A 21,856-nucleotide genomic window follows, 5' to 3' on the forward strand; every position below is an offset into this window, starting at 1 on the left:
TGTAATCATAATTTTATCGTTACCCCTTTGCTTTATGATAAAATTTATAAAGAACTGATGATTTTTGAAAAGGAGCGATAAACATGAGTCAAGCAGCCGAAACATTAGATGGTTGGTATAGTCTACATTTATTTTATGCAGTTGATTGGGCATCATTACGTCTAGTTCCAAAGGACGAACGCGATGCACTTGTCACTGAATTTCAATCATTTTTAGAAAATACAGCAACTGTAAGATCATCAAAATCTGGTGATCAAGCTATTTATAATATAACTGGTCAAAAAGCAGATTTGTTATTATGGTTCTTACGTCCTGAAATGAAGTCTTTAAATCATATTGAAAATGAATTTAACAAATTACGCATTGCTGACTTCTTAATCCCTACATATTCATATGTATCAGTCATTGAATTGAGCAATTATTTAGCTGGTAAATCTGATGAAGATCCTTATGAGAACCCTCATATCAAAGCAAGATTATACCCAGAATTACCACATTCTGATTATATTTGTTTCTATCCAATGAACAAACGTCGTAATGAAACTTATAACTGGTACATGTTAACTATGGAAGAACGCCAAAAATTAATGTATGACCATGGTATGATTGGTAGAAAATATGCAGGCAAAATCAAACAATTTATTACTGGTTCTGTAGGGTTTGATGATTTCGAATGGGGCGTAACATTGTTCTCAGATGACGTATTACAATTCAAAAAAATTGTATACGAAATGCGCTTTGATGAAACAACAGCACGATACGGTGAATTCGGTAGTTTCTTTGTAGGACATATTATTAACACAAACGAATTCGATCAATTCTTTGCGATTTCTTAATACATTGGTACGTTTATAAATTAATAAAAAATTCCAAGCTTATCGGTTTAAGCTTGGAATTTTTCGTTTATCTTCAGTATATTCCCGTATACATAAGACGTGATTTGGTAAATAGTTGAAATCTGTATGTTTAAACTTATATATATATGTGCTAATGTAATATCAATAACAAAGTACACTTTGCTCATAGCAAAGTGTACCCGAGTAGTCTTCCTTGGGAGAACTTTAACTACTATCACTACATATAAACGTTAACCTCAATAGAAATTATACAGTCGCTACTCTATACAATTTTTGTAATGGTTAACTAATATTATTTTAACCTATTTGAAATATTTGAAACATATTTTTGTCGAATTTTTTTCAATATTTTTTCCTTTTTATACTTCAAGAGAATTTTAACCACTAAAAATTCCGATGATTATTATTACAATAGTATCAAATATTAGTTTTTTAAAATCAATAACAACTTATCAAAAAGCTCATGTGGTTATTTTATAGTGTATAAACTATAATAAGTATTAAATTCTTATAAACAATGGTGATGAAATGGACATAAATTCAGAAGAATACAAACAAGAGGTACTTATCAAAGATGTTGTCATGCTTGCTGCTCGCATACTATTAGAATCTGGTGCAGAAGGTACGCGTGTAGAAGATACCATGACACGTATTGCAAAAAAACTTGGTTACAGTGAAAGTAACAGCTTTGTTACAAACACTGTCATCCAGTTTACATTACATTCGGAATCGTTTCCTAGAATATTTAGAATTACCTCTCGAGATACAAACTTAATAAAAATTTCTCAAGCTAATAAAATTTCGCGTCAAATTACAAATAATGAAATTTCTTTAGCCGAGGCAAAAACGCAACTTGAAAAAATATATGTTGCTAAGCGTGACAGCAGTCTTCCCTTTAAAGGTTTTGCTGCAGCAATGATTGCAATGAGTTTCTTATATTTACAAGGTGGTAGATTGATTGATGTTTTAACTGCGATATTAGCAGGTAGTCTAGGATACCTAGTCACTGAGATTTTAGATCGTAAATTACACGCACAGTTTATCCCAGAATTCATTGGTTCATTAGTTATTGGGATTATCGCCGTTATTGGACATACACTTATTCCAACAGGTGACTTGGCAACTATTATCATTGCGGCAGTCATGCCTATTGTTCCTGGTGTATTAATAACAAACGCAATACAAGATTTATTTGGTGGACACATGTTGATGTTCACAACGAAATCATTAGAAGCATTGGTTACTGCGTTTGGCATCGGTGCTGGCGTTGGTAGCGTATTAATTTTAGTATAGGAGTATCAGACTATGTTTTGGATCTTAAACTTTATCTTTAGCTTTTTAGCTTCAATGTTCTTCTGCGTCATTTTTGATGCACCTAGAAAATTATATCTATCATGTGGTTTCGTTGGTACGTGTGGATGGATGGTTTATACCTTATTCTTCAACGGCTTTAGTGTGCACACTATATACTCTAGTTTCTTCGGCAGTCTTGCCCTAGGTTTATTAAGTCACTATATGGCACGTAAACAAAAAGAACCTGCAATCATTTTTATGGTGACAGGTATCATCCCGTTAGTGCCAGGTGGATTAGCTTACGATGCAACGAAAAATTTAGTCTTATTAAATTTCAGCACAGCAATAAATACAATGTTAGAAGTAACACTTATTGCAGGAGCCATCGCATTAGGTTTATTATTCGCCGACCAAATTTCCAAATTAATTGTTTCTGGGTTCGTGAAATCTTTTAAACGATTATAAATATTGTTAGAAATGGCTCAGCCCAAACTCTTAGCAATTATATATAAGGTTCAGCTGCCTCGTCTTAAATGTCAATTTATAATACAAAAAATCGCACGATACGCCTCCGAATGAAGAAGGTATATTGTGCGATTCTTTTATTATTTAGTTTTTTCTTTTTCAGGTTCTTCAATCATATCATCAACTTCATTTTCACTTCTATTTAAAATCAAGCGACTTAATTCATCATTATCCATATTTTTCAATTTAGGATATCGAATCACAAAGAATATTAAACCGATGATTAACCATCCAAGTAATGCAATATAAGATGGTGCAGTCAGTGCTGCAGGAGAACCTGGCACTAATAACAACGCTAAGAAAATGAATGATACAAATGAGCCGATAATAGCAAACGTTTTGTAAACCGGTGCATACGTATTACTTTGTTTGTTATAACTGAATAATTTCGCAGCAGACAAACATGTAATAAAGTAGGCAATGGATACACCTGTAGATGACATATCTACAATCCAAGTCAATGCCGTTCTTCCTAGCCAAGGTGCAATTAAAGACACACTTACTAAGAATATGATTGCGACATATGGTGTTTTGTATTTACTATGTAATTTACTAAACATTGTTGGCATAATACCTGAACGTCCCATAGAAAATAACAAGCGACTTGAACTCATCAAGAATCCATTTAAACCAGTAAATATACCCATCATAATTGCAATTGCTAATACACCTAATCCAATATAACCAAATGCTGTTTGTGTAACAGCACCTGTTAACCACAACTGTCCATTTAAACTTTGATGACTTGTTGATAACCAACCAGTGTATAAAATCATGACAACATAAGTTAATGATGCTGCTAATAAACTATACACGATAAGCTTAAATGTCTTGTTTGGTGCAAAGTTAAACTCTTCTGCTGTTTGTGGAATATTATCAAATCCAACATATGCCCATGGTGCCACGGATACAATAACCACAATAGACACTAACCATCCTTTGCTAGGTTCAGCTAACGGTTGTAAATTTTCAAGTGCAAAATTATTACCAAAGAATGAACCAAAGAACATCAATAATACGACGATTACCATCGCCACACAGAAATAATATTGTAATGATCCAGATACACTTGCGCCACGAATCGTTACTAGCATGAATACAAGTAGTAATACGGTCGCAATAATGATTTCCGTAATATAAACGTCCCAGCCCGCAATGGTGTATAGTTTCCCATTATTTAAGACATCTGGCAATAAGAATTTAACTAGTAAACTGAATGCGGTCGCATTTAAAGCAACAACACAGACATAGCCAAAAGTTAAAAACCATGATGAGAAGAAACTCACATATCTGCCGAAACTTAAGAAACTAAAGGCAAACGCGCCCCCTGATACTGGAAATCTCTCTACTAATGCGCCATAACTAACCGCAATTAATATCATTAATAATGCACCAATAACAATACCAATTGATGCTGCAATCGGACCTGACTGCTTAATCCAGTCTCCTGGTAAGATGAATGCGCCCCATCCGATACATGAACCATATGCAATCGCCCATACAAACTTTTCAGATAGGTTTTGTTTTAAATCGCCTCTATCTATTTGCTTATTCTTTTTTTCCATAAATAAAAACTCACCTCGAAGGTATTCTATACCCAAAAGATGAGTTTGTAACTCTTTTTCTTGATTATTTTTATTAAAAATTTAATGTTTAGTTACATAGGTAATCTAAAGTTTTAAAATTTAACCAGCAAATTTGAATGTCGCAATGATTAACATTATCCATCCAATGATGAACAATACGCCACCAATTGGCGTAATCGCACCTAAAACTTTAATTTGAGTTAATACTAAAATATATAATGATCCACTAAAGAAAATAATACCAGCAAATATTAACCAGCCAGCCCAGTTAACATTGATTGAAGTTGTACCACTAATTACACCTATAATTAATAATGCTAAGCCATGGTACATTTGATACGTCGTTGCTTTTTCCCATACTGATAAATAGTGATCACTTATTTTTCCTTGTAAACCATGTGCACCAAATGCACCTGTTCCGACAGCCATCATCGCGTTTAATGCACCTAAAATAATAAATAATTTCATTGCTACCTCTCCTTATATAATTCAGTATTAATAAATGTTTAAATCCGAACACTCGAATAAAAGTATATGCGTCTTGATTATTAACCTACATACTTAACAAGCTATTAAATCATTATGTTTCATTGTTGCTTTTTAAAAATCAAATATGGATTCACCATTGCCAATGTCATCATCTGTTGCTAATCTTTGGTGTTGGTTTGAAGGTTGTGAATATGACTTATTATGATGATGTGCTGAATGCGTATTTACTTTACCACCCATCGCTTCAATTTCAGCAGCTGTCACTTGATGTGTTGGCTGCGTAATTTGTGAATGTGGCATTTGATTATGGTTAGCAATACGATGATTCATTTGTTGTTCACCAATATGTGGTGTATTTGATGTTGAAGCATATAAAGATGTTAATATATGTATGGCATACATATGTTTTTCAAAGTCATGGTCATGCTGCGCCTGCTCTGCTTGTACTAATTCTTGCTCAATTCGTGCTATTAAAGTTTCTCTATTCACCATCTACGCCTCACTTTCACACCAATTAATTGGTGATTTTCCTACTGACTCTAAATAGGTATTCGCTTTGGAATACGGTTTTGATCCAAAGAATCCTCTATATGCAGACAGTGGACTAGGATGCACTGATTTTATAATACAATGTTTAGATGTATCGATAAGCTTGATTTTTTGCTGTGCAGGTTTCCCCCACAAAATAAAGACAACATGTTCTTTATAATCAGACACTGCTTTAATAATTTCATCAGTAAATGTTTCCCAACCAATATCACGATGAGAATTTGCTTCACCCTGTCTTACGGTTAAAACTGTATTCAATAACAAGACGCCTTCTCTTGCCCAATCTTGTAAATGTGGTGTTTGTCTAACACATCCAATATCATCTGCTAATTCTTTATACATATTACGTAAAGATGGAGGGAATTTTGCGTTAGGTTGCACTGAAAATGCTAATCCATGTGCTTGGTTTGGACCATGATACGGGTCTTGTCCTAATATAACAACTTTGATATTTTCAAACGGTGTTATATCAAACGCTTGATATATATTTTCCCTATCAGGGTATACGATTGCAGTCGAATATTCTTTTTCTAAAAAATCATGCATAGCTTTAAAGTCATGTTTCGTTGTTATGTCATGAAAAATTTGCGACCATTCCATTCAATCTCACCTCAGGACATATTTTAACATATCACACTTATCTAAAGTGAATGACATTTTCAAAAGTTACAATAGTATGAATGATTCATTTCAACAATCATCAAATATTGAATGCTTAATATTTTTCAATTAGGTTAAAAATGATATGATGAATACAATATTATTATGTAGGAGTGAAGCTCAATGGCTTTAAAGAAAGTTTTAACAATTGCCGGTTCTGACACAAGTGCTGGCGCAGGTATGCAAGCAGATTTGAAAACGTTCCAAGAATTAGATACGTATGGCATGGTCGCTTTAACTGCCATCGTTACTATGGATAAAGATACATGGTCACACGATGTCACACCATTACCTATGGACGTATTTGAAAAGCAACTTGAAACGGCTTTATCAATCGGACCTGATGCTATTAAAACAGGTATGTTAGGTACTGAGGAGATAATCAAACGTGCTGGAGAAGTATATGAGGCATCTAATGCACAATACTTTGTAGTAGATCCTGTCATGGTTTGTAAAGGCGAAGATGAAGTGCTTAACCCTGGAAATACTGAGGCGATGATTAAATATTTACTACCTAAAGCAACGGTAGTGACACCAAACTTATTTGAAGCAGGTCAATTATCAGGATTAGGTAAATTAAATTCAATTGAAGATATGAAAAAGGCTGCAACAATTATCTTTGATAAAGGCGCGCAGCATGTCATCATTAAAGGTGGCAAAGCTTTAGATCAAGATAAATCGTATGACTTATACTATGATGGTCAAACATTTTATCAACTAACTACAGACATGTTCCAACAAAGTTATAACCATGGTGCTGGTTGTACATTTGCTGCGGCAACAACTGCATATTTAGCTAACGGTAAGTCACCGAAAGAAGCTGTGATTAGTGCGAAAGCTTTCGTCGCTTCTGCTATTAAAAACGGTTGGAAAATGAACGATTTTGTTGGTCCTGTGGATCACGGTGCATACAACCGTATTGAACATATCGATGTTGAAGTAACAGAGGTTTAATGCTTCTTTCATAAAAAATAGATTAACCACACCTTATAATTTGAGTGTCATTGCTGTGCGCCAGTAAAGTTAGCTTTCAAAGTCTAACTTTGGAGCTCAGTACACAATAAAGTCACTTTCGGTGTGGTTATTTTAGTTATTAAATACTTGTTTGATCTCCACAGTTAAATTGGACAAAAAAGTATTGTAAGTCATCGTTACAGGTAGTTTTATTTCAACATATGTATATAATATTCAGTTACAGTGTCACGAATCAGTTATCCTAAAAAAACAAATCCTTTCGGAACTTTATTATGCCCTTGTTTAAACATAACGTTTTATCCCACTCTACTAATTCCGACATTTTTTGAAATTAAAAATAACTTCTCAACGACTCTATAAAAATATATTTCTTTGGAAATTTTATACATAAATAGTCTTAGTAAAAAATACGTTCTATGTCTGATAAAAAGTTGATACTTAAGGTTGATGTCACACATAAAAATGTTATTTATAATATAACCATAGAGTAGCAAAGGAGGTAATATAGGTTATGATTATTTATCGACAGTATCATCATGAAGGCGCACCAGTTTATGAAATTATAACCAAAACGTTTCAGCATGTTTCAATTAAATGTGACGATTCATTTAGTGATACTGAAATATTCAAATTGCTCTCTTTATTACAAGACGATATAGATCATATGAAAGTTAGTTAAATTGACTAATCGTTCCAATAATCCAGAATTTATTAAACATTGATATAGTTGTTATTATTATTTTAGATTAATGCATCCCCGTGCAAAGAAAGAAACGTAACCTATATTTATCTCTGTTCCCAATAATAATAACAATACATAACTGATATTAGCTGTCCTTTCATCTCCTAATTAATATGCGTTCATGCAGCTAATATCGGTTATTTTTTTGTGCTCAAAGAAATCTTTATTTTAATCTCTCCATCGTCATTAATTGCTATCATTTCTTGCTCATGTTCTTCAATGAATTCGATATTTTCATTTATTAAAATAGGTTTAACGTAATTAATTTGACACTGGTTCGCCTCTAATGACATAGCCATCAACATCATTTGACTCACTAATTGTCCTGGCACAATCTCATTATGTATTGGATTATCATCATTTACGAGCGCCAAATATTCATTTATCCATATCTCATTAAACTTCATCTCTACTTCATCGCCTTAATAAAAGTTTGTGTAACCGTTATGACATGTTGATCATTTTTAGTTAATGTTAAAGCCATTGTATAACGTGTGATATTGCGAATCTGTCGGCATTCAATATCTTCTAAACGTCCTACATATATTGTGTCTACTTCTATCTTTTGAGTTTGATTAATTGCTGATTTTGTTAAAATCAGTTCGCTATTTGCATATTTTTTAAATAAATCAAATTTTGACCATAATGACGCACACATTAATGGTGGTACTTCTTTTCTATAAGGTTGGTTAAAACACTGATAATATGCAGCCACACTATCCTTAGAAAATGACACATTTAATCGCTGGTTAGAATCGAGTAAATAATGCTGCATTTCCTAGACCTCCCCCAATCCCCATAGATGCAATCATAGACTCTTTGTCAAACATATAAAATAATCGCGTCACTAATTGGGCACCGCTTGCACCGTATGGATGACCTGATGCTAATGCACCACCCCATATATTTAATTGCGTATTTGAAATATTTAAAGCTTGTTGGCAGGCAACCACCTGTGCACTGAACGCTTCGTTAATTTCAATGACTTCAATATTTTCTATCGTTAATTGATTTCTTTTTAGTAAGTTGGAAATGGCTGGTACTGGACCAATGCCAGGAAAATTAGAATCAACACCTACCGTAACACCATCTTTAAATAATAAACCATGCTCGAAACCTAATTCGTATGCCATATCTTTTTCCATAATAAGCAATAAAACTGCACCATCATTTTTCATACAACTATTCGCAGCGGTAACGGTCCCACCTTTGATCACGGGCTTAAATCGACCAAAGTTATCTTTCGGAATATGTGATTTTAGACTTTCATCAGTGTTGAATATTTCTCCTTTAACGGTTATAGGTAATATTTCCTGAGAAATATTTCCATTCTTTACATTTTCCGCTGTCAGTTGATGACTTCGATAAGCAAATTCATCTTGTAATTCTCTTGAAACATCATACATCTTGGCCACATTTTCAGCACCTTGAATCATTGATGGGTCGCTCATTTCAGGTGCAAATGATGCACGCTCATAAAACTCAGGTAATGCGGTTTCGTACACAGAATGCGGTCGTTTGATTTTCCAAGGTGCTCGACTTGTACTTTCAACACCGCCTGCAATATATACCTTGCCAGCTCCGGCTTGAATCATGCGACATGCATATTGAACACTTTCAAGTCCAGACCCACATTGCCGATCGATTGTGACGCCAGGTATTGAATCTTTAAGCCCCGCTTCAAGCAATGCTTTTCTTGCAATATTGCCACCATTCCCAACAACATTACCTAAAACTACATCATCTATTTTAGATATTACCTCTGGATACTTCTCTTTAAAATGTTGGAATAAAGGTTTGAGCAATTGTTCTGGCTCTAAATGTTTTAAAGTGCCACCATATTTCCCAAATGCAGTTCGTTTAGCTGCAACTATGACTGCTTGATTCATATTATAATTCACCTCTCAAATACATCGACATCATTTTTTCTCTAACAATTTTACCACTTGCAGTGTAATACATCTTATCTACATGATGAATCATCGATGGAATTTCATAGCGTTTCACTTTCTTTTTTAAAAATTGTTTTACATTTTTATGTGTAAGTGTCACATCACCAGAATAAAGCAATACGCCTATTTGACCAAAACGCTCATTTGGAATACCGATTATAATTGCTTCATCAATGCTCGACGATTGCGTTAAAAGGCGTTCAACATGTGCTGGATATATATTTTGACCACCAATAATTAACATATCATGTTGTCGTCCCGTTAAATATAAATACTGCTCTTTTACATAGCCATCATCATTAGTAACAAACCATTCATCATTATTTATACATTGTTCGCTTACATAGCCACTAAACATCATATTACTTTTTATACAAATAGTTCCTATACCATTGTGATCGTGATTCGTTGTTTTCAATTCCACATTTGGAAATAGCACACCTACAGATTCAACTGGTGCTTGCTGATTCAAGTTATAGCTGATAAAACTGGTTTCCGATGTACCAAAAAATTCAATCAAATTTATGTCATTTGCTTGATTTTTTATCTTTTTAAAAATAGAAGAATGCAGCTTATCCCCACTGCTAAAAAATGATTGGATTGTATGTTCATTGTTGTAAACTAACAATAATGATTTAATCATCGTTGGAACAAGAAACATAGCAACTTTGTATGATGATATTTTACGACATTGATTAAGTAACTTTTCAGGATGAAAAGTGGTCTGTCCTATAAAAGTACGACCGGAACTTAAAGCAAACAATAACGCATATAATGTTAACGAGTGCGATAGTGGTCCAGGGGCTGCTATTGCATTTTCATTTTTTAACATCAACATTTCATTAACTTCAAAAGAAGCCAACCATGAATCTTCATCACGATAATATGCTTTTGGCAGTCCAGTTGTCCCTGAAGTAAAACCAATATGTAATAAATTGGTGTAGTGCTGTAATTGCGTTGAATCAATAAACATCGGTGAGTCTATACTCTGCATGAGACCTGTATCTTCAATTACATCTTTAATACCATATTTTTCAATCAATTGACGATGTATAGTACTTTGCCATTTACCTTCCATCATCATAGGCACTTTATGTAAACGATGCAAAGCTAAATAACAAATAATACTTTGCACCGGTGATTTCATATTAATAGCAACGACAGGGTTAAGTGAATATTTCTGCAAAGATTCAACTGCGCTAGTGATGCGGGCATTTAGTTGACTATATGTAATTGTTTCATCATCGATATGTAATGCTATGTCATTAGGTTTATTTTGAGTATGTGTTTTCAACTGTTCTAAAATTACGTTCATCAATATCCCTCACTCAATGTAAACTTTAAAATACATCTTGTTAACATTATATAATGAATAAGAATTTTTATCAGGTAAACCTGCCTATTATAAAAATCAAACTTAAGCCCTAGATAAATTTGATACTGTAGTACCATGTTTTTTATTAGATAAGACGTTACTATATGTATATAGAGAAAAGAAGTTATCGCAATCGCAATAACTGACACAAATAAGTCACCCAATCTATTTAAGTTTGTGTTCTCTATAATAATATTGAAGGTTAGAGTCTCAATATTAATTGCGTTGGACAAAATACTCTAAGACATATTTACATCCTAACATTTCAATAGCAAGAGAATTTTAAGTATTCAAAGCTAAACATATGCTTTAAGTCCCCTCTTTCCCCCATTGCGATAATCATTGCAGTGGGGGTTTATGTATATACAAAAACTTTATTACGGCTAATTACAGTTCTCAATTTAAAAAGCACTTTAAAGTTAGCAGAACCTACTAGCTTTAAAGTGCTTATATACGATTGATTTATACTTTTTATTAAAATCTCTAATTCTTACGTTCTTTAACCCACCATAATGCTTCTTTTGGATGTTCTGCATAATAAGATCTATCTTGCTCGTTATCTACGTTTGGATACGAACCTTTTAGAGATTTTCCTGCTGTACTTAAATGTAAGAATGTAATAACTAAAAAGCCAATAACACTGATTGCTGTTAAATAATACGCAGGTGCTAATGGATCTCCAGTTTTCGTAACTAACCATGTTGCAACTAATGGCGTCGTACCACCAAATATCGAAACAGAGATATTAAATGTTACTGATAAAGTTCGATATCTTATATGACTGTAAAACATCGTTGGTAACGACCCTGGCATTGTCGCTTCGTAAGTTGATAAGAAAAATCCTAATAAAAATATACCGATTACTATTACAACAAATGATTGTGAATGTAATAACATAAATGCGATGATACTAAATAATGTTAGCCCACCAGTACCAATTAGAAATACTTTCTTTTCACCTATTTTATCCGCTAACTTACCAAACATTAATGCTAATGGAATCATTATTGCCATGACACAAGTAATTAATACACTTGTTGTCGTTGCATCTAATTTAATAACTTGTTCTAAATAGGTTGGTAAATATGCAGTTACCATATAGTTCGTAACATTGAAGAATACAACAGCTACAAAACACACAAATATATCTTTGTAATAAAATCTGATGATTTGTAAAAAGTTAATGTTATCTCTTTCTGGCTGTGTTGCAACATCATTTTCGAAAACTGGTGATTCTTCAAGCTTACGACGTAAATATAAGCCAAATAATCCTAGGAATAAACCAAGTAAGAATGGGATTCTCCAACCAAATGATGCCATTTGTTCATCAGTTAAGAAGAATGTGAGTAAGGCAATCATAATTGAAGCAGCTATGTAACCTGATAATGTCCCAATTTCAAGTCCGCTACCTAATGAGTTACGACGCTTATCTGGAGATGATTCGGCTACATATGTCATTGCACCCGCATACTCTCCACCTGTTGAAAACCCTTGTAGTACTCTTGCAAGCAATAATAGTATTGGTGCCCAAAGTCCAATTTGATCATAGCTTGGCAATAATCCAATGGTTAATGTTGAAAATGCCATTAAAATAATTGTTGATGTTAATACAACTTTACGTCCATATTTGTCACCAATAATACCAAATACAACACCACCAATTGGTCTTAATAAAAACGCAATGGCTAATGCTGCGAAAGTCAACATTTGTCGAATGTCTGCACTCTCTACTGGAGAGAAGAAGTTCGCTCCAATGTACGCAGTTGTATATGCATAGACACCAAAATCGAACCATTCCATTGCATTACCGATACCGGTTGCAACAACAGTCTTTTTAGCTTTCTTTGCATCCACCATGTTAATATTCTCTTTATTAAAATCCATGAATTCATACACTCCCTCTTGTATGTTTCATAATTATACGGAGTTAATTAGTTTTGTCAAATTTATAAGAATATAAACTTTTATATAAATACAAAAGTATGTTTGTTCAAAAATTTCACTTTATCGAATTAAATTCAATGATTTTATACCCTCGTACATTTGAATTAAACAATAATAATTCTTAAATCATCGAACGATTAACTTTTTGGAATTATAACTAAAAATAGCGATAGCATACAACTTCATATAAGTTATATGCTATCGCTATTTTCTACATCGTATTTAAATGCTAATATTCAATTTACTTCAATAACTTTCTCATTACTTTAATTTATTTTTACAAAATAAATGATCAACGAATCAGACATCACTCTTTAAAAATTCATAATGTTTAATAAATATTTATTTTAAATTCCTAATCTAAAGCGAAATATTTCTATGTATAATCTAATATTTATGAATATGCATGTTAACCATGAAATTCTCTGTTTTAACAAGTTTTATAATACGGTATTAATTTCTGATGGATCATTAATAATAAAATCCGGATTAGAGTGAAGTAATGATCTTGCATCATGTGCACCCCAAGTGACAGCTGCAGATTGCACACCAGCACGTTGTGCCATCTCAACATCAAACGTTGAATCCCCAATATACACCGTTTGTTTGCTATTTAAATTGTAGCGTTGCACAATTGTATGTATACCTTCAGGGTTTGGTTTATATGCACTTACTTGATCGGATCCAACAGCTTCGATGATTAAATGATTTAACCCTATAGCCGATAAATTTCTTTCTAATACATCACTCTTCTTACTAGACACAACGAAAAGCTTTTTCCCTTGGTTATATAAACTTGTAATGGCTTCAGTTATGCCAGCAAACTCATAAATATAGTCCTTTTCAATAGATTGATAAGTATGTCTAAATGTATCGATTAACTGAGCTAATGTTGCTTCATCTAATGGTCGGTCTGCTAATTTTAAAAATGATTCTTCAATAGGTATTCCCATATAATGCGATATGTCTTGAGCTGATGGTTCTGTTAAACCACATGCTTTAAATGCACTTTGTGTTGCTACTTCACCACATTTTTTCGTGTCTGCCAACGTACCATCAAAATCAAAAATATAATTTTCAAACTTCAATATTAACACCCCTATTCGTTTATTATTTATATTATACTATAATTTATTATTTAAATAAAAAAATAATCGATAATATTTCTGCCTAGGCATCATATTATCGACTATCTTTGTTTTATTCTAAATTAGCATGATTTTGTTGCATCGTTTGTTCTGAAACATTCATTTCAGTCATCAATCCCATTACAACGCTATCTAAAAATAATTGAGATGCTTGTTCATACAAACTTCCTAACGGTTGTGCAGAACCATGTTCATCATATTTTGTACCTGCAGGCAAAACGATGTTCGTCCCAGCTAGATTGCCTATTGCAGAATCTTTATTTGTAGTAATTAATACGATGTCAGCACCTACTGATTTTGCTTTATCTGCTAATAATCTTAAATGTTCCGTGGAACCTGAACCAGAGATAATTACAAATACATCATTCGACTTAATCGCAGGTGTCGTTGATTCTCCAACAACATGTGCCTGTTTGCCGAGCTGATTTAAGCGCATTGCAAAACTATTCGCCACGAATCCTGAACGTCCTTTGCCAGCTACAAATATATGTTCAGCATGTAGTATTTTGGACGCAAACGTTGAAAACTCATCCGCTTCAACATGTGACAAAGTCATCTTTAATTCATCTAGAATTAATTGATAGTCACTAAATTTAGCCATATTACTTACCTTCGATTGCAGCGCGACATTGTTTTGCAGCTTCTACTGGATCATCTGCATTTGCGATTCCGCCACCAACAATAACAAGATCAGGACTTTCAGCGACAATTTCTTTAATTGTATCTGGTTTAATTCCACCTGCTACTGCAACCTTAGAATTTTTAATAACAGATTTAACGGTTCTTAAACTTTCTAATGGTGATTGCCCTTCTGCTTGTAAATCATAACCAGTGTGTACTGCAATATAATCAGCACCCATTTCATCTAGTTCTTTTGCACGTTTTTCTAAATCTTGAACAGCAATCATATCAACTAGTAATTGTTTATTATTTTTATGAGCTTCTTCAATAGCTGCTTTAATTGATGCATCTTCTGCAACACCTAGTATTGTAATTACATCCGCGCCAAATTTAATTGCTTGGCTAACTTCATAATCAGCTGCATCCATAATTTTCATGTCTGCTAATACTTTTACATTACTAATGTTGTCTGCCATATGTTTAACTGCTGGTAAGCCTTCGTTGTATATGATTGGCGTACCGATTTCTACGATATCTACATAATCTTTTACTTTATTTGCTAACTCAGCCGCGTCTTCTTTGTTTAATAAATCAATTGCTAATTGTAATTCCACTAAAAATCATCCTTCCAATGCTTTTTATCTTTCTATTGGAACCTTTCCCGAGGCATTTCTTAATTAAACATTGCAATCAATCCATTTCATCGACATGAATTTTCGCAACATTTTTCGGGCAAGCTTCGTCGTCTAAATATATCTCAACATTCGGGTGTTTGTGAAGTAATGTGGCTGGAACATCAACAGAAATTTCCTGATTTAATAAATGTGTAATAGCAGCACGTTTCTTTTCACCAAATGCGAGTAAAATGATACGTTTAGCTTGAAGAATATTAGCTAGTCCCATCGAAATGGCTTGCTTTGGAACATCATCTTCGTTTTCAAAATATCGACTATTAGCCTTAATAGTACTTTCAGTCAAATCAACGATATGAGTAACGCTATCAAACGGCGTACCAGGTTCATTAAATCCAATATGACCATTTTCACCAATACCTAAAATTTGAATATCACGTTGACCTTGTTGTTCTAAAACGTCATTATATTTTGACGCTTCCGCATTCATATCATAGGCATCTCCATTCGGAATATGAATGTTCTTTCTATTAAAATAAGGATATTGTTTGAAAAGCATATCATCCATATAATAGTGATAACTTTGCGGATGTGATGCGGTTAAACCTACATATTCGTCTAAATTAAACGTGGATACATTGTCTACGTTTAACTGATTTTTATTTAATAACTTAACAAGTTGTTCATACAAATCTGTCATTGTACCACCAGTTGCTAAACCTAGTTTACAGTGCTGATTAAATGCCATCTCTTTATATAACTCACATGCAACATAGAATGATGCTTGTTTTTTCGATCCTAAGTTTAATACTTTCATTGTTTACATGCCTCCACAAATTTAATACATTTTAAAAACTTATGAATTCATTCATACACCATTAATATAGCATCATTTTTAATGTTTAACACTTTTTAAATTCCAACAATTTTTTTGATTTTTAAAAGTAAAAAACTAATGCTGTATGATTGTGTAATCCTGAGTAATTACCCTTCATGTAAATTAATTTATAAATAATTGAGCAATCGTATACAATTATTGAATAGTTTTTAGTAAAATAGAAAGATAAACACATTGATAGTGTAAGGAGTGAACGTGTTGGAACCAATTAAAGAACAAGAAGTTATAGATTTACTTGCTTCTTTTGAACATAAACCTGTGTATCTGCATGTTGAAACGACAAATGGGGCCTATGCGAACCATTTCGATCAACGTGTTTTTAATGCTGGTACTTTTTTAAGAAACATTCAAGTAACATATACACATGCTCAGTTAAAAGGTGGCAATAAAGAACCTTATCGCATTGGCCTTAAACTATCAAATGGTGGCTGGGTTTATGTACAAGGTCTAACGCATTACGAAGTTAACGAGCATGACGAATTTTTAATTGCAGGTTTTAATTATGAAGGTCAACTCGCTGCAGCGCTTGAAATTAGCGAGCAACCATTTAATTTATAGAGGAGGCATCAACATGACTGACGAAAGACATGTATTAGTAATATTTCCACATCCTGATGATGAAACCTTCTCATCTGCAGGGACAATAGCAAGTTATGTCCAACGAGGCGTACCAGTAACATATGCATGTTTAACTTTAGGTCAAATGGGACGAAATTTAGGTAATCCACCATTTGCAACACGCGAATCATTACCAAGTATTCGTGAGCGTGAACTAGAAGAAGCTTGTAAAGTTATTGGTATTACTGATTTAAGAAAAATGGGTTTACGTGACAAAACTGTCGAATTTGAACCCTATGAACATATAGATAGTATGATTAAATCTTTAATCGATGATACAAATCCATCATTGATTATTTCATTTTATCCTGGATATGCAGTACATCCTGACCACGAAGCAACAGCAGACGCTGTAATTCGAACGGTTGAACGCATGCCTAAAGAAGAACGCCCTCGTTTAACTTTAGTTGCGTTCAGCAATGATGCAACCGAAGCACTTGGAGAACCTGATATTCAAAATGATATTACAGATTTTAAAGACCTGAAAATTAAAGCTTTTGAAGCACATGCTTCTCAAACAGGTCCATTTTTAAAACAATTAGCAAGTCCTGAAATCGATGGTAAACAACACAGCTTTTTAACAGTCGAACCATATTGGACATATCACTTTAAATCTTAACGGAGGAAAAAAATGACTGAATTTGATTTATCGACACGAGAAGGTCGTTGGAAACACTTTGGTTCCGTAGACCCTATTGAAGGCACGAAACCTACTACTAAGAACGAAATGACAGATTTACAAAGTACACATAAAGATTTCTTATTTGAAATAGAAGAGGTTGGTATTAAAAACTTAGTGTACCCTGTACTTGTTGACCAGTATCAAACAGCTGGCACATTTAGTTTTTCAACAAGTTTAACAAAAGACGAAAAAGGTATTAATATGAGCCGTATTATTGAAAGTGTTGAAAAGCACTATGATAATGGCATTGAACTTGAATTTAATACACTTTATCAGGTGTTACGCACTTTACAAACGAATATGAAACAAAATGCGGCAGGCGTTGATGTTTCTGGGAAATGGTTCTTTGATCGCTATAGTCCAACCACAAATATTAAAGCAGTTGGTAATGCCGATGTCACTTATGGATTAGCAATTGACGGTGATAAAGTTACACGTAAAGAACTTACTATTGAAGCAACTGTCACAACGCTATGCCCGTGTTCAAAAGAAATAAGTGAATATTCAGCGCACAACCAACGTGGTGTTGTCACTGTTAAAACATATATTAATAAAGATCAAGACATAGTTGATGACTATAAAAACAAAATTTTAGATGCAATGGAAGCTAATGCAAGTTCAATTCTATACCCTATTTTAAAACGTCCTGATGAAAAACGTGTGACAGAGCGTGCATATGAAAATCCACGCTTTGTCGAAGACTTAATTCGTTTAATTGCCGCGGACTTAGTTGAATTTGATTGGTTAGACGGTTTCGATATCGAATGTCGTAATGAAGAGTCTATCCATCAACATGATGCTTTCGCTAAATTAAAGTATCGCAAATAATATCATATGATTAATTCAAACGCGTAACAGTAGTTGCGCGTTTTTATTATACCTCCTAGAGTTGTATATCTCTTTTATAAATCTTCTCATTTGATGTGCCTGAGTCATAAATCAATATCCTAAGCTCTACAATGATATATTGGTAGTATTTGACTGAATAACTACTACCATTATAAATATCAAAACTTGTTGTTTTATAAATAAACACATCTTCCAGTTAAAAGAAGTAATTAAATATTATGTGATATAATTATAAAAAATAGATATAAGTGGTGTTGTAAATGAATTATTTTGTAGGTAATAGTTTAGGTGTTAATTTAACTGGGATAGAGAAAGCAATTATTAATCGTTTAAATTTATTTAAAGAAATGGGAAGACCAGCGCAATGTGTATTTCTGTCATGGAATAGATATTTATATAGAAATGCCCAAAATTATATTACTAGTTCTGACTATATTAATATGTATGATTTCTTCCAAGAAGCAACATATTTAGAACGCAATGAACCATTTGACTGGTTGTCATATTGGACTGATGAATGTCATTATACTTTAAAACATGTTGAAAATAGTCATGACTTTAGAATATATGATCAAGAGCGTTTCTTAATGTATGCCCATTTTCAAGATCCTAAATATCGTATATTAGATTATGTGAATCATTTTGATAGTCAAAGACGAAAAGTAAAACGTGATTTTTATGATGTGCGTGGCTTTTTAAGTTGTAGTAGGATTCTTGTTGATAAACAACAAACATTATGTGAATTTTTCTATAATCCAGAAGGAGACACAAAATTAGAAAAGTATTTTTCTTACAAAATGGCAAACCAGAAGTACAAAAAATTATTGTTTACTATGCTAACAAACAATATTTCTTTAATAATGAAACGGAATTAGGCGCATTTTTCATTAAACAACTATATCAACATGGGGATTTATTTTTCAGTGACCGCAATGTGTATACAGCACCTATTTTCAACTTAACACCTAAGTCAATCCCAGTAGTAGCTGTGCTTCACAGTACACACATTAAAAATATTGATGCATTAGATTCATCGCCATTTAAAAATGTATATAAAGCGATGTTTGAAAATTTATCTCGATATCGTGCAATTATCGTTTCTACTGAGCAGCAAAAATTAGATGTTGAAAAACGTATTAACCATACTATTCCTGTTGTTAATATTCCTGTCGGCTATAGTGAAACAATTGATACACCAGTCCAAACATTAGATCAGCGCAGTGTTAAATTAATTTCCGTTGCACGTTATTCACCTGAAAAACAATTACATCAACAAATTGAATTAATTAAACGCTTAATCCCTTATGTACCGAAAGTAGAACTCCATATGTATGGTTTTGGTTCAGAAAGTAAAAAATTAAATGAATTGATACAAAAATATGGATTAGAAAATCATGTATATTTACGCGGCTTTTTAAGCAATCTAGACCAAGAATACAGCGATGCCTATTTGAGTTTAATAACAAGTAACATGGAAGGTTTCTCTTTAGCGCTACTTGAATCTTTAGCACATGGTGTTCCAGTTATTAGTTATGATATTAAATATGGTCCTAGTGAATTAATTACTTCAGATTTCAATGGTTATTTAATTACTAAAAATGATGAAGATGTGCTATTCGAAAAAGTAAAATATGTGATTGATCATCCGGAAGTACAACAACGGCTGTCAAAAGGTAGTTTGGCAAAAGCGCAACAATACAGTAAAGCGTCGTTAATTAAACAATGGGACCAATTTGTTCGTCTTATATAAATGTACTTTAACTTTATTTTTATAAAAAAGCATTTTCCTATGTCATTTAACTAAACATGTAAGTTCGTATGAACGTGGTTTGTTAAATAGATGATTCTAGGAAAATGCGTTTTTCTTTTGACTTAGTTTAAAATATTTTGCCACTTTGTACTGACATTTATCTCATTAAATTGCTGAGCATACTCTATACTATTAATTGAAAATTGTTGCATCATTTGAGTATTATTTAGTAATTGATCGACCTTTTCAACCATTTGATTGATGTCACCTTGAGGTACTAAATAGCCATTAAATCCATCTTGAATCAGTTCTGATGGCCCATAATCTACATCATAACTGATCACTGGTGTACCTACTGAAAGCGACTCTAAAATTGCTAAGCCAAAACCTTCCATTTTACTTGTCGATAACATTAGTTCTGCTTTAGCAATTTCTTCATTAATATGCGTTTTAAAGCCATGAAATTTAACATGTTCCGATAAATGATAATCTTCTACAAGTTGTCGATATTCTGACAACCCATTTCCATGTCCATAAATATTCAATTGAATATTGGGATGTTTTGTTACTAATTGCTTGATCACTTCAATTTGATGTTTAATTTGTTTATTTTCAACGAGGCGAGCAATTGATATGATATGATTTTTATCCTTTTGATTGATGTCAAATTGATACTTTAAATTTGCCACGTAGCCAACCGGAATATTGATAACTGGTATTTTATTTTCAATATATTGTGAAATATCTTGGCATTGCTTTTCCGTTGATACAACAATCGCTTTATAACGTGTTAAATTATTAAACACTGTTTTATAAAAACTTTTTATACCATTACCGGTGCCGGATAAATGTGTACTGTGGAGCACAACAATAACTGGAATACTTTGATTTAATCCCGCAATAACATTTCCTAATTCATGAGGACGGTCTAATATGATTTGATCATTATTTTTACATAATTGATGGAGAAAATATTGAACTAATTCATCTTCTGTATCAAAAAATTGTTGATGCTGGTCTTCATTTAAGATAACCTTTGTGAGCGTATTTTCCCCTTTTATATCGTCGAAATATTTTTGGATGACGATCTCCCCATTAGGTGTATAGTAATTTTCGAGTACAATCCGTTGTCCTTCACCTAAAATTCGAGAACAACTTAAAAAGCCTCTTCCATCATACAATTCACGTTTTACTTTTCTTCTTTTATGATCAAAATAATTCACATAGTTTAATTGATGATACTGTTTATCTAAAAAATGAGCATACATGATAAATTGCTCTTCATCATATATTCTGACATCATTTGAATTTTCCACAAATTTCAATGTGTACCTACATGACTTTTCCCAATACTGTATCCAGTTAACTTGCTTTGTCTTTTTATAATTGATTGCTTTTTGAAAATAGTCATACATTGTAAGCAGATCATTTTCAATCCGATGTTGCTTCGCATATGTGTATGAATAAGGATTCCATTTAACATATACACATTTTGAAGATATGCCGTGTTGTTTGAACAACTTCAGTCTATTTATTTGTGCTTTTTCTACACCTGTAATTTTACTTTCTAAAATTGTTCCTAAAATGTAATTCATATTATCGCCTCATATAAGTTTTATTCCGTATCTTTATTGTTTATTTTATATGAAAAATACATCTATTGCATGTGTAATCATTAAAAAACCAGGCCACAAGGACCTGGGTCATATTG

Annotated in this window: 22 protein-coding genes and 1 pseudogene; 9 read left to right on the forward strand and 14 right to left on the reverse strand. The window is 32.9% G+C overall.

The window, feature by feature from the left end:
• Positions 1 to 83 precede the first annotated feature (83 nt).
• The 3 genes from hemQ (at position 84) to HMPREF2658_RS11530 (ending at position 2,615) form a co-directional block, all read left to right on the forward strand.
• Positions 84 to 836 carry a hydrogen peroxide-dependent heme synthase gene (hemQ, locus tag HMPREF2658_RS11520; RefSeq protein ID WP_000075712.1) on the forward strand — a complete coding sequence of 251 codons (753 nt, stop codon included), beginning with the start codon at positions 84 to 86 and terminating at the stop codon, positions 834 to 836.
• Between the two features lie 549 nt (positions 837 to 1,385).
• On the forward strand, positions 1,386 to 2,150 hold the full coding sequence (locus HMPREF2658_RS11525; protein WP_000354088.1) for a threonine/serine exporter family protein: 765 nt from the start codon (positions 1,386 to 1,388) through the stop codon (positions 2,148 to 2,150).
• A gap of 12 nt (positions 2,151 to 2,162) precedes the next feature.
• Positions 2,163 to 2,615 (forward strand): threonine/serine exporter family protein, encoded by a 453-nt coding sequence (locus HMPREF2658_RS11530; RefSeq protein WP_000498575.1) that lies wholly within the window; start codon positions 2,163 to 2,165, stop codon positions 2,613 to 2,615.
• Between the two features lie 140 nt (positions 2,616 to 2,755).
• On the opposite strand, the gene HMPREF2658_RS11535 is transcribed toward HMPREF2658_RS11530, so the two are convergent.
• The 4 genes from HMPREF2658_RS11535 to HMPREF2658_RS11550 all read right to left on the reverse strand — a co-directional run bounded on the left by HMPREF2658_RS11535 (position 2,756) and on the right by HMPREF2658_RS11550 (position 5,899).
• Positions 2,756 to 4,240 (reverse strand): APC family permease, encoded by a 1,485-nt coding sequence (locus tag HMPREF2658_RS11535; RefSeq protein WP_000412518.1) that lies wholly within the window; start codon positions 4,238 to 4,240, stop codon positions 2,756 to 2,758.
• A 120-nt stretch (positions 4,241 to 4,360) separates the two neighbouring features.
• Positions 4,361 to 4,729, reverse strand: coding sequence for a DUF423 domain-containing protein (locus tag HMPREF2658_RS11540; RefSeq protein WP_000765183.1), 369 nt, complete (start codon positions 4,727 to 4,729; stop codon positions 4,361 to 4,363).
• Positions 4,730 to 4,861: 132 nt separating this feature from the next.
• Positions 4,862 to 5,242: a DUF5327 family protein gene (locus tag HMPREF2658_RS11545; RefSeq protein ID WP_000248112.1), complete on the reverse strand. Its 381-nt coding sequence runs from the start codon at positions 5,240 to 5,242 to the stop codon at positions 4,862 to 4,864.
• Positions 5,243 to 5,899, reverse strand: coding sequence for a uracil-DNA glycosylase (locus HMPREF2658_RS11550; protein ID WP_070854420.1), 657 nt, complete (start codon positions 5,897 to 5,899; stop codon positions 5,243 to 5,245).
• A gap of 183 nt (positions 5,900 to 6,082) precedes the next feature.
• Here HMPREF2658_RS11550 and thiD point away from each other — a divergent pair, with 183 nt between their 5' ends.
• Positions 6,083 to 6,913, forward strand: coding sequence for a bifunctional hydroxymethylpyrimidine kinase/phosphomethylpyrimidine kinase (gene thiD / locus HMPREF2658_RS11555; protein ID WP_001185462.1), 831 nt, complete (start codon positions 6,083 to 6,085; stop codon positions 6,911 to 6,913).
• A 532-nt stretch (positions 6,914 to 7,445) separates the two neighbouring features.
• On the forward strand, positions 7,446 to 7,613 hold the full coding sequence (vraX, locus tag HMPREF2658_RS11560) for a C1q-binding complement inhibitor VraX (RefSeq protein WP_000587958.1): 168 nt from the start codon (positions 7,446 to 7,448) through the stop codon (positions 7,611 to 7,613).
• A gap of 200 nt (positions 7,614 to 7,813) precedes the next feature.
• Here the strand turns inward: vraX and HMPREF2658_RS11565 are convergent, their stop codons facing one another.
• The 9 genes from HMPREF2658_RS11565 to nagB form a co-directional block, all read right to left on the reverse strand.
• Complete coding sequence (locus HMPREF2658_RS11565) at positions 7,814 to 8,083, reverse strand: hypothetical protein (protein ID WP_000671094.1); 270 nt, start codon at positions 8,081 to 8,083, stop codon at positions 7,814 to 7,816.
• A 2-nt stretch (positions 8,084 to 8,085) separates the two neighbouring features.
• Positions 8,086 to 8,451 (reverse strand): hypothetical protein, encoded by a 366-nt coding sequence (locus tag HMPREF2658_RS11570; protein WP_001165063.1) that lies wholly within the window; start codon positions 8,449 to 8,451, stop codon positions 8,086 to 8,088.
• Positions 8,426 to 9,565, reverse strand: coding sequence for a thiolase family protein (locus tag HMPREF2658_RS11575; protein ID WP_001070675.1), 1,140 nt, complete (start codon positions 9,563 to 9,565; stop codon positions 8,426 to 8,428). The genes HMPREF2658_RS11570 and HMPREF2658_RS11575 overlap by 26 nt, the downstream gene beginning before the upstream one ends.
• A gap of 1 nt (position 9,566) precedes the next feature.
• Positions 9,567 to 10,943, reverse strand: a complete 1,377-nt coding sequence (locus HMPREF2658_RS11580) for a long-chain fatty acid--CoA ligase (RefSeq protein WP_001100830.1) — start codon at positions 10,941 to 10,943, stop codon at positions 9,567 to 9,569.
• Positions 10,944 to 11,486: 543 nt separating this feature from the next.
• Positions 11,487 to 12,887, reverse strand: a complete 1,401-nt coding sequence (locus HMPREF2658_RS11585; RefSeq protein ID WP_000347068.1) for an MFS transporter — start codon at positions 12,885 to 12,887, stop codon at positions 11,487 to 11,489.
• Positions 12,888 to 13,387: 500 nt separating this feature from the next.
• The gene (locus tag HMPREF2658_RS11590; RefSeq protein ID WP_000667397.1) at positions 13,388 to 14,035 is read right to left on the reverse strand and encodes an HAD family hydrolase; all 648 of its coding nucleotides are present in this window, start codon (positions 14,033 to 14,035) and stop codon (positions 13,388 to 13,390) included.
• Positions 14,036 to 14,147: 112 nt separating this feature from the next.
• Positions 14,148 to 14,696 carry a 6-phospho-3-hexuloisomerase gene (gene hxlB / locus HMPREF2658_RS11595; RefSeq protein WP_001051592.1) on the reverse strand — a complete coding sequence of 183 codons (549 nt, stop codon included), beginning with the start codon at positions 14,694 to 14,696 and terminating at the stop codon, positions 14,148 to 14,150.
• A 1-nt stretch (position 14,697) separates the two neighbouring features.
• A complete protein-coding gene (hxlA, locus tag HMPREF2658_RS11600; RefSeq protein ID WP_000422864.1) occupies positions 14,698 to 15,330 on the reverse strand; it encodes a 3-hexulose-6-phosphate synthase in 633 nt (210 codons plus the stop codon).
• A 76-nt stretch (positions 15,331 to 15,406) separates the two neighbouring features.
• Positions 15,407 to 16,165 carry a glucosamine-6-phosphate deaminase gene (nagB, locus tag HMPREF2658_RS11605; protein ID WP_000866424.1) on the reverse strand — a complete coding sequence of 253 codons (759 nt, stop codon included), beginning with the start codon at positions 16,163 to 16,165 and terminating at the stop codon, positions 15,407 to 15,409.
• 276 nt (positions 16,166 to 16,441) lie between these two features.
• On the opposite strand from nagB, the gene HMPREF2658_RS11610 reads away from it, so the two are divergent.
• The 4 genes and pseudogenes from HMPREF2658_RS11610 (at position 16,442) to HMPREF2658_RS11625 (ending at position 20,145) form a co-directional block, all read left to right on the forward strand.
• Positions 16,442 to 16,804, forward strand: coding sequence for a YojF family protein (locus tag HMPREF2658_RS11610; RefSeq protein WP_001622560.1), 363 nt, complete (start codon positions 16,442 to 16,444; stop codon positions 16,802 to 16,804).
• Positions 16,805 to 16,817: 13 nt separating this feature from the next.
• Positions 16,818 to 17,483, forward strand: a complete 666-nt coding sequence (bshB2, locus tag HMPREF2658_RS11615; RefSeq protein WP_000129061.1) for a bacillithiol biosynthesis deacetylase BshB2 — start codon at positions 16,818 to 16,820, stop codon at positions 17,481 to 17,483.
• A 12-nt stretch (positions 17,484 to 17,495) separates the two neighbouring features.
• Entirely contained in the window at positions 17,496 to 18,374 is an 879-nt protein-coding gene (folE2, locus tag HMPREF2658_RS11620) for a GTP cyclohydrolase FolE2 (RefSeq protein ID WP_000134232.1), read from the forward strand.
• A 281-nt stretch (positions 18,375 to 18,655) separates the two neighbouring features.
• Positions 18,656 to 20,145: pseudogene (locus tag HMPREF2658_RS11625) on the forward strand (glycosyltransferase).
• A gap of 122 nt (positions 20,146 to 20,267) precedes the next feature.
• Here HMPREF2658_RS11625 and HMPREF2658_RS11630 read toward each other — a convergent pair.
• A complete protein-coding gene (locus HMPREF2658_RS11630) occupies positions 20,268 to 21,740 on the reverse strand; it encodes a serine-aspartate repeat adhesin O-glycosyltransferase SdgA (protein WP_001106744.1) in 1,473 nt (490 codons plus the stop codon).
• Positions 21,741 to 21,856: the final 116 nt, after the last annotated feature.

The sequence above is a fragment of the Staphylococcus sp. HMSC062H10 genome (genome assembly GCF_001836945.1).
Classification (GTDB): domain Bacteria; phylum Bacillota; class Bacilli; order Staphylococcales; family Staphylococcaceae; genus Staphylococcus; species Staphylococcus aureus.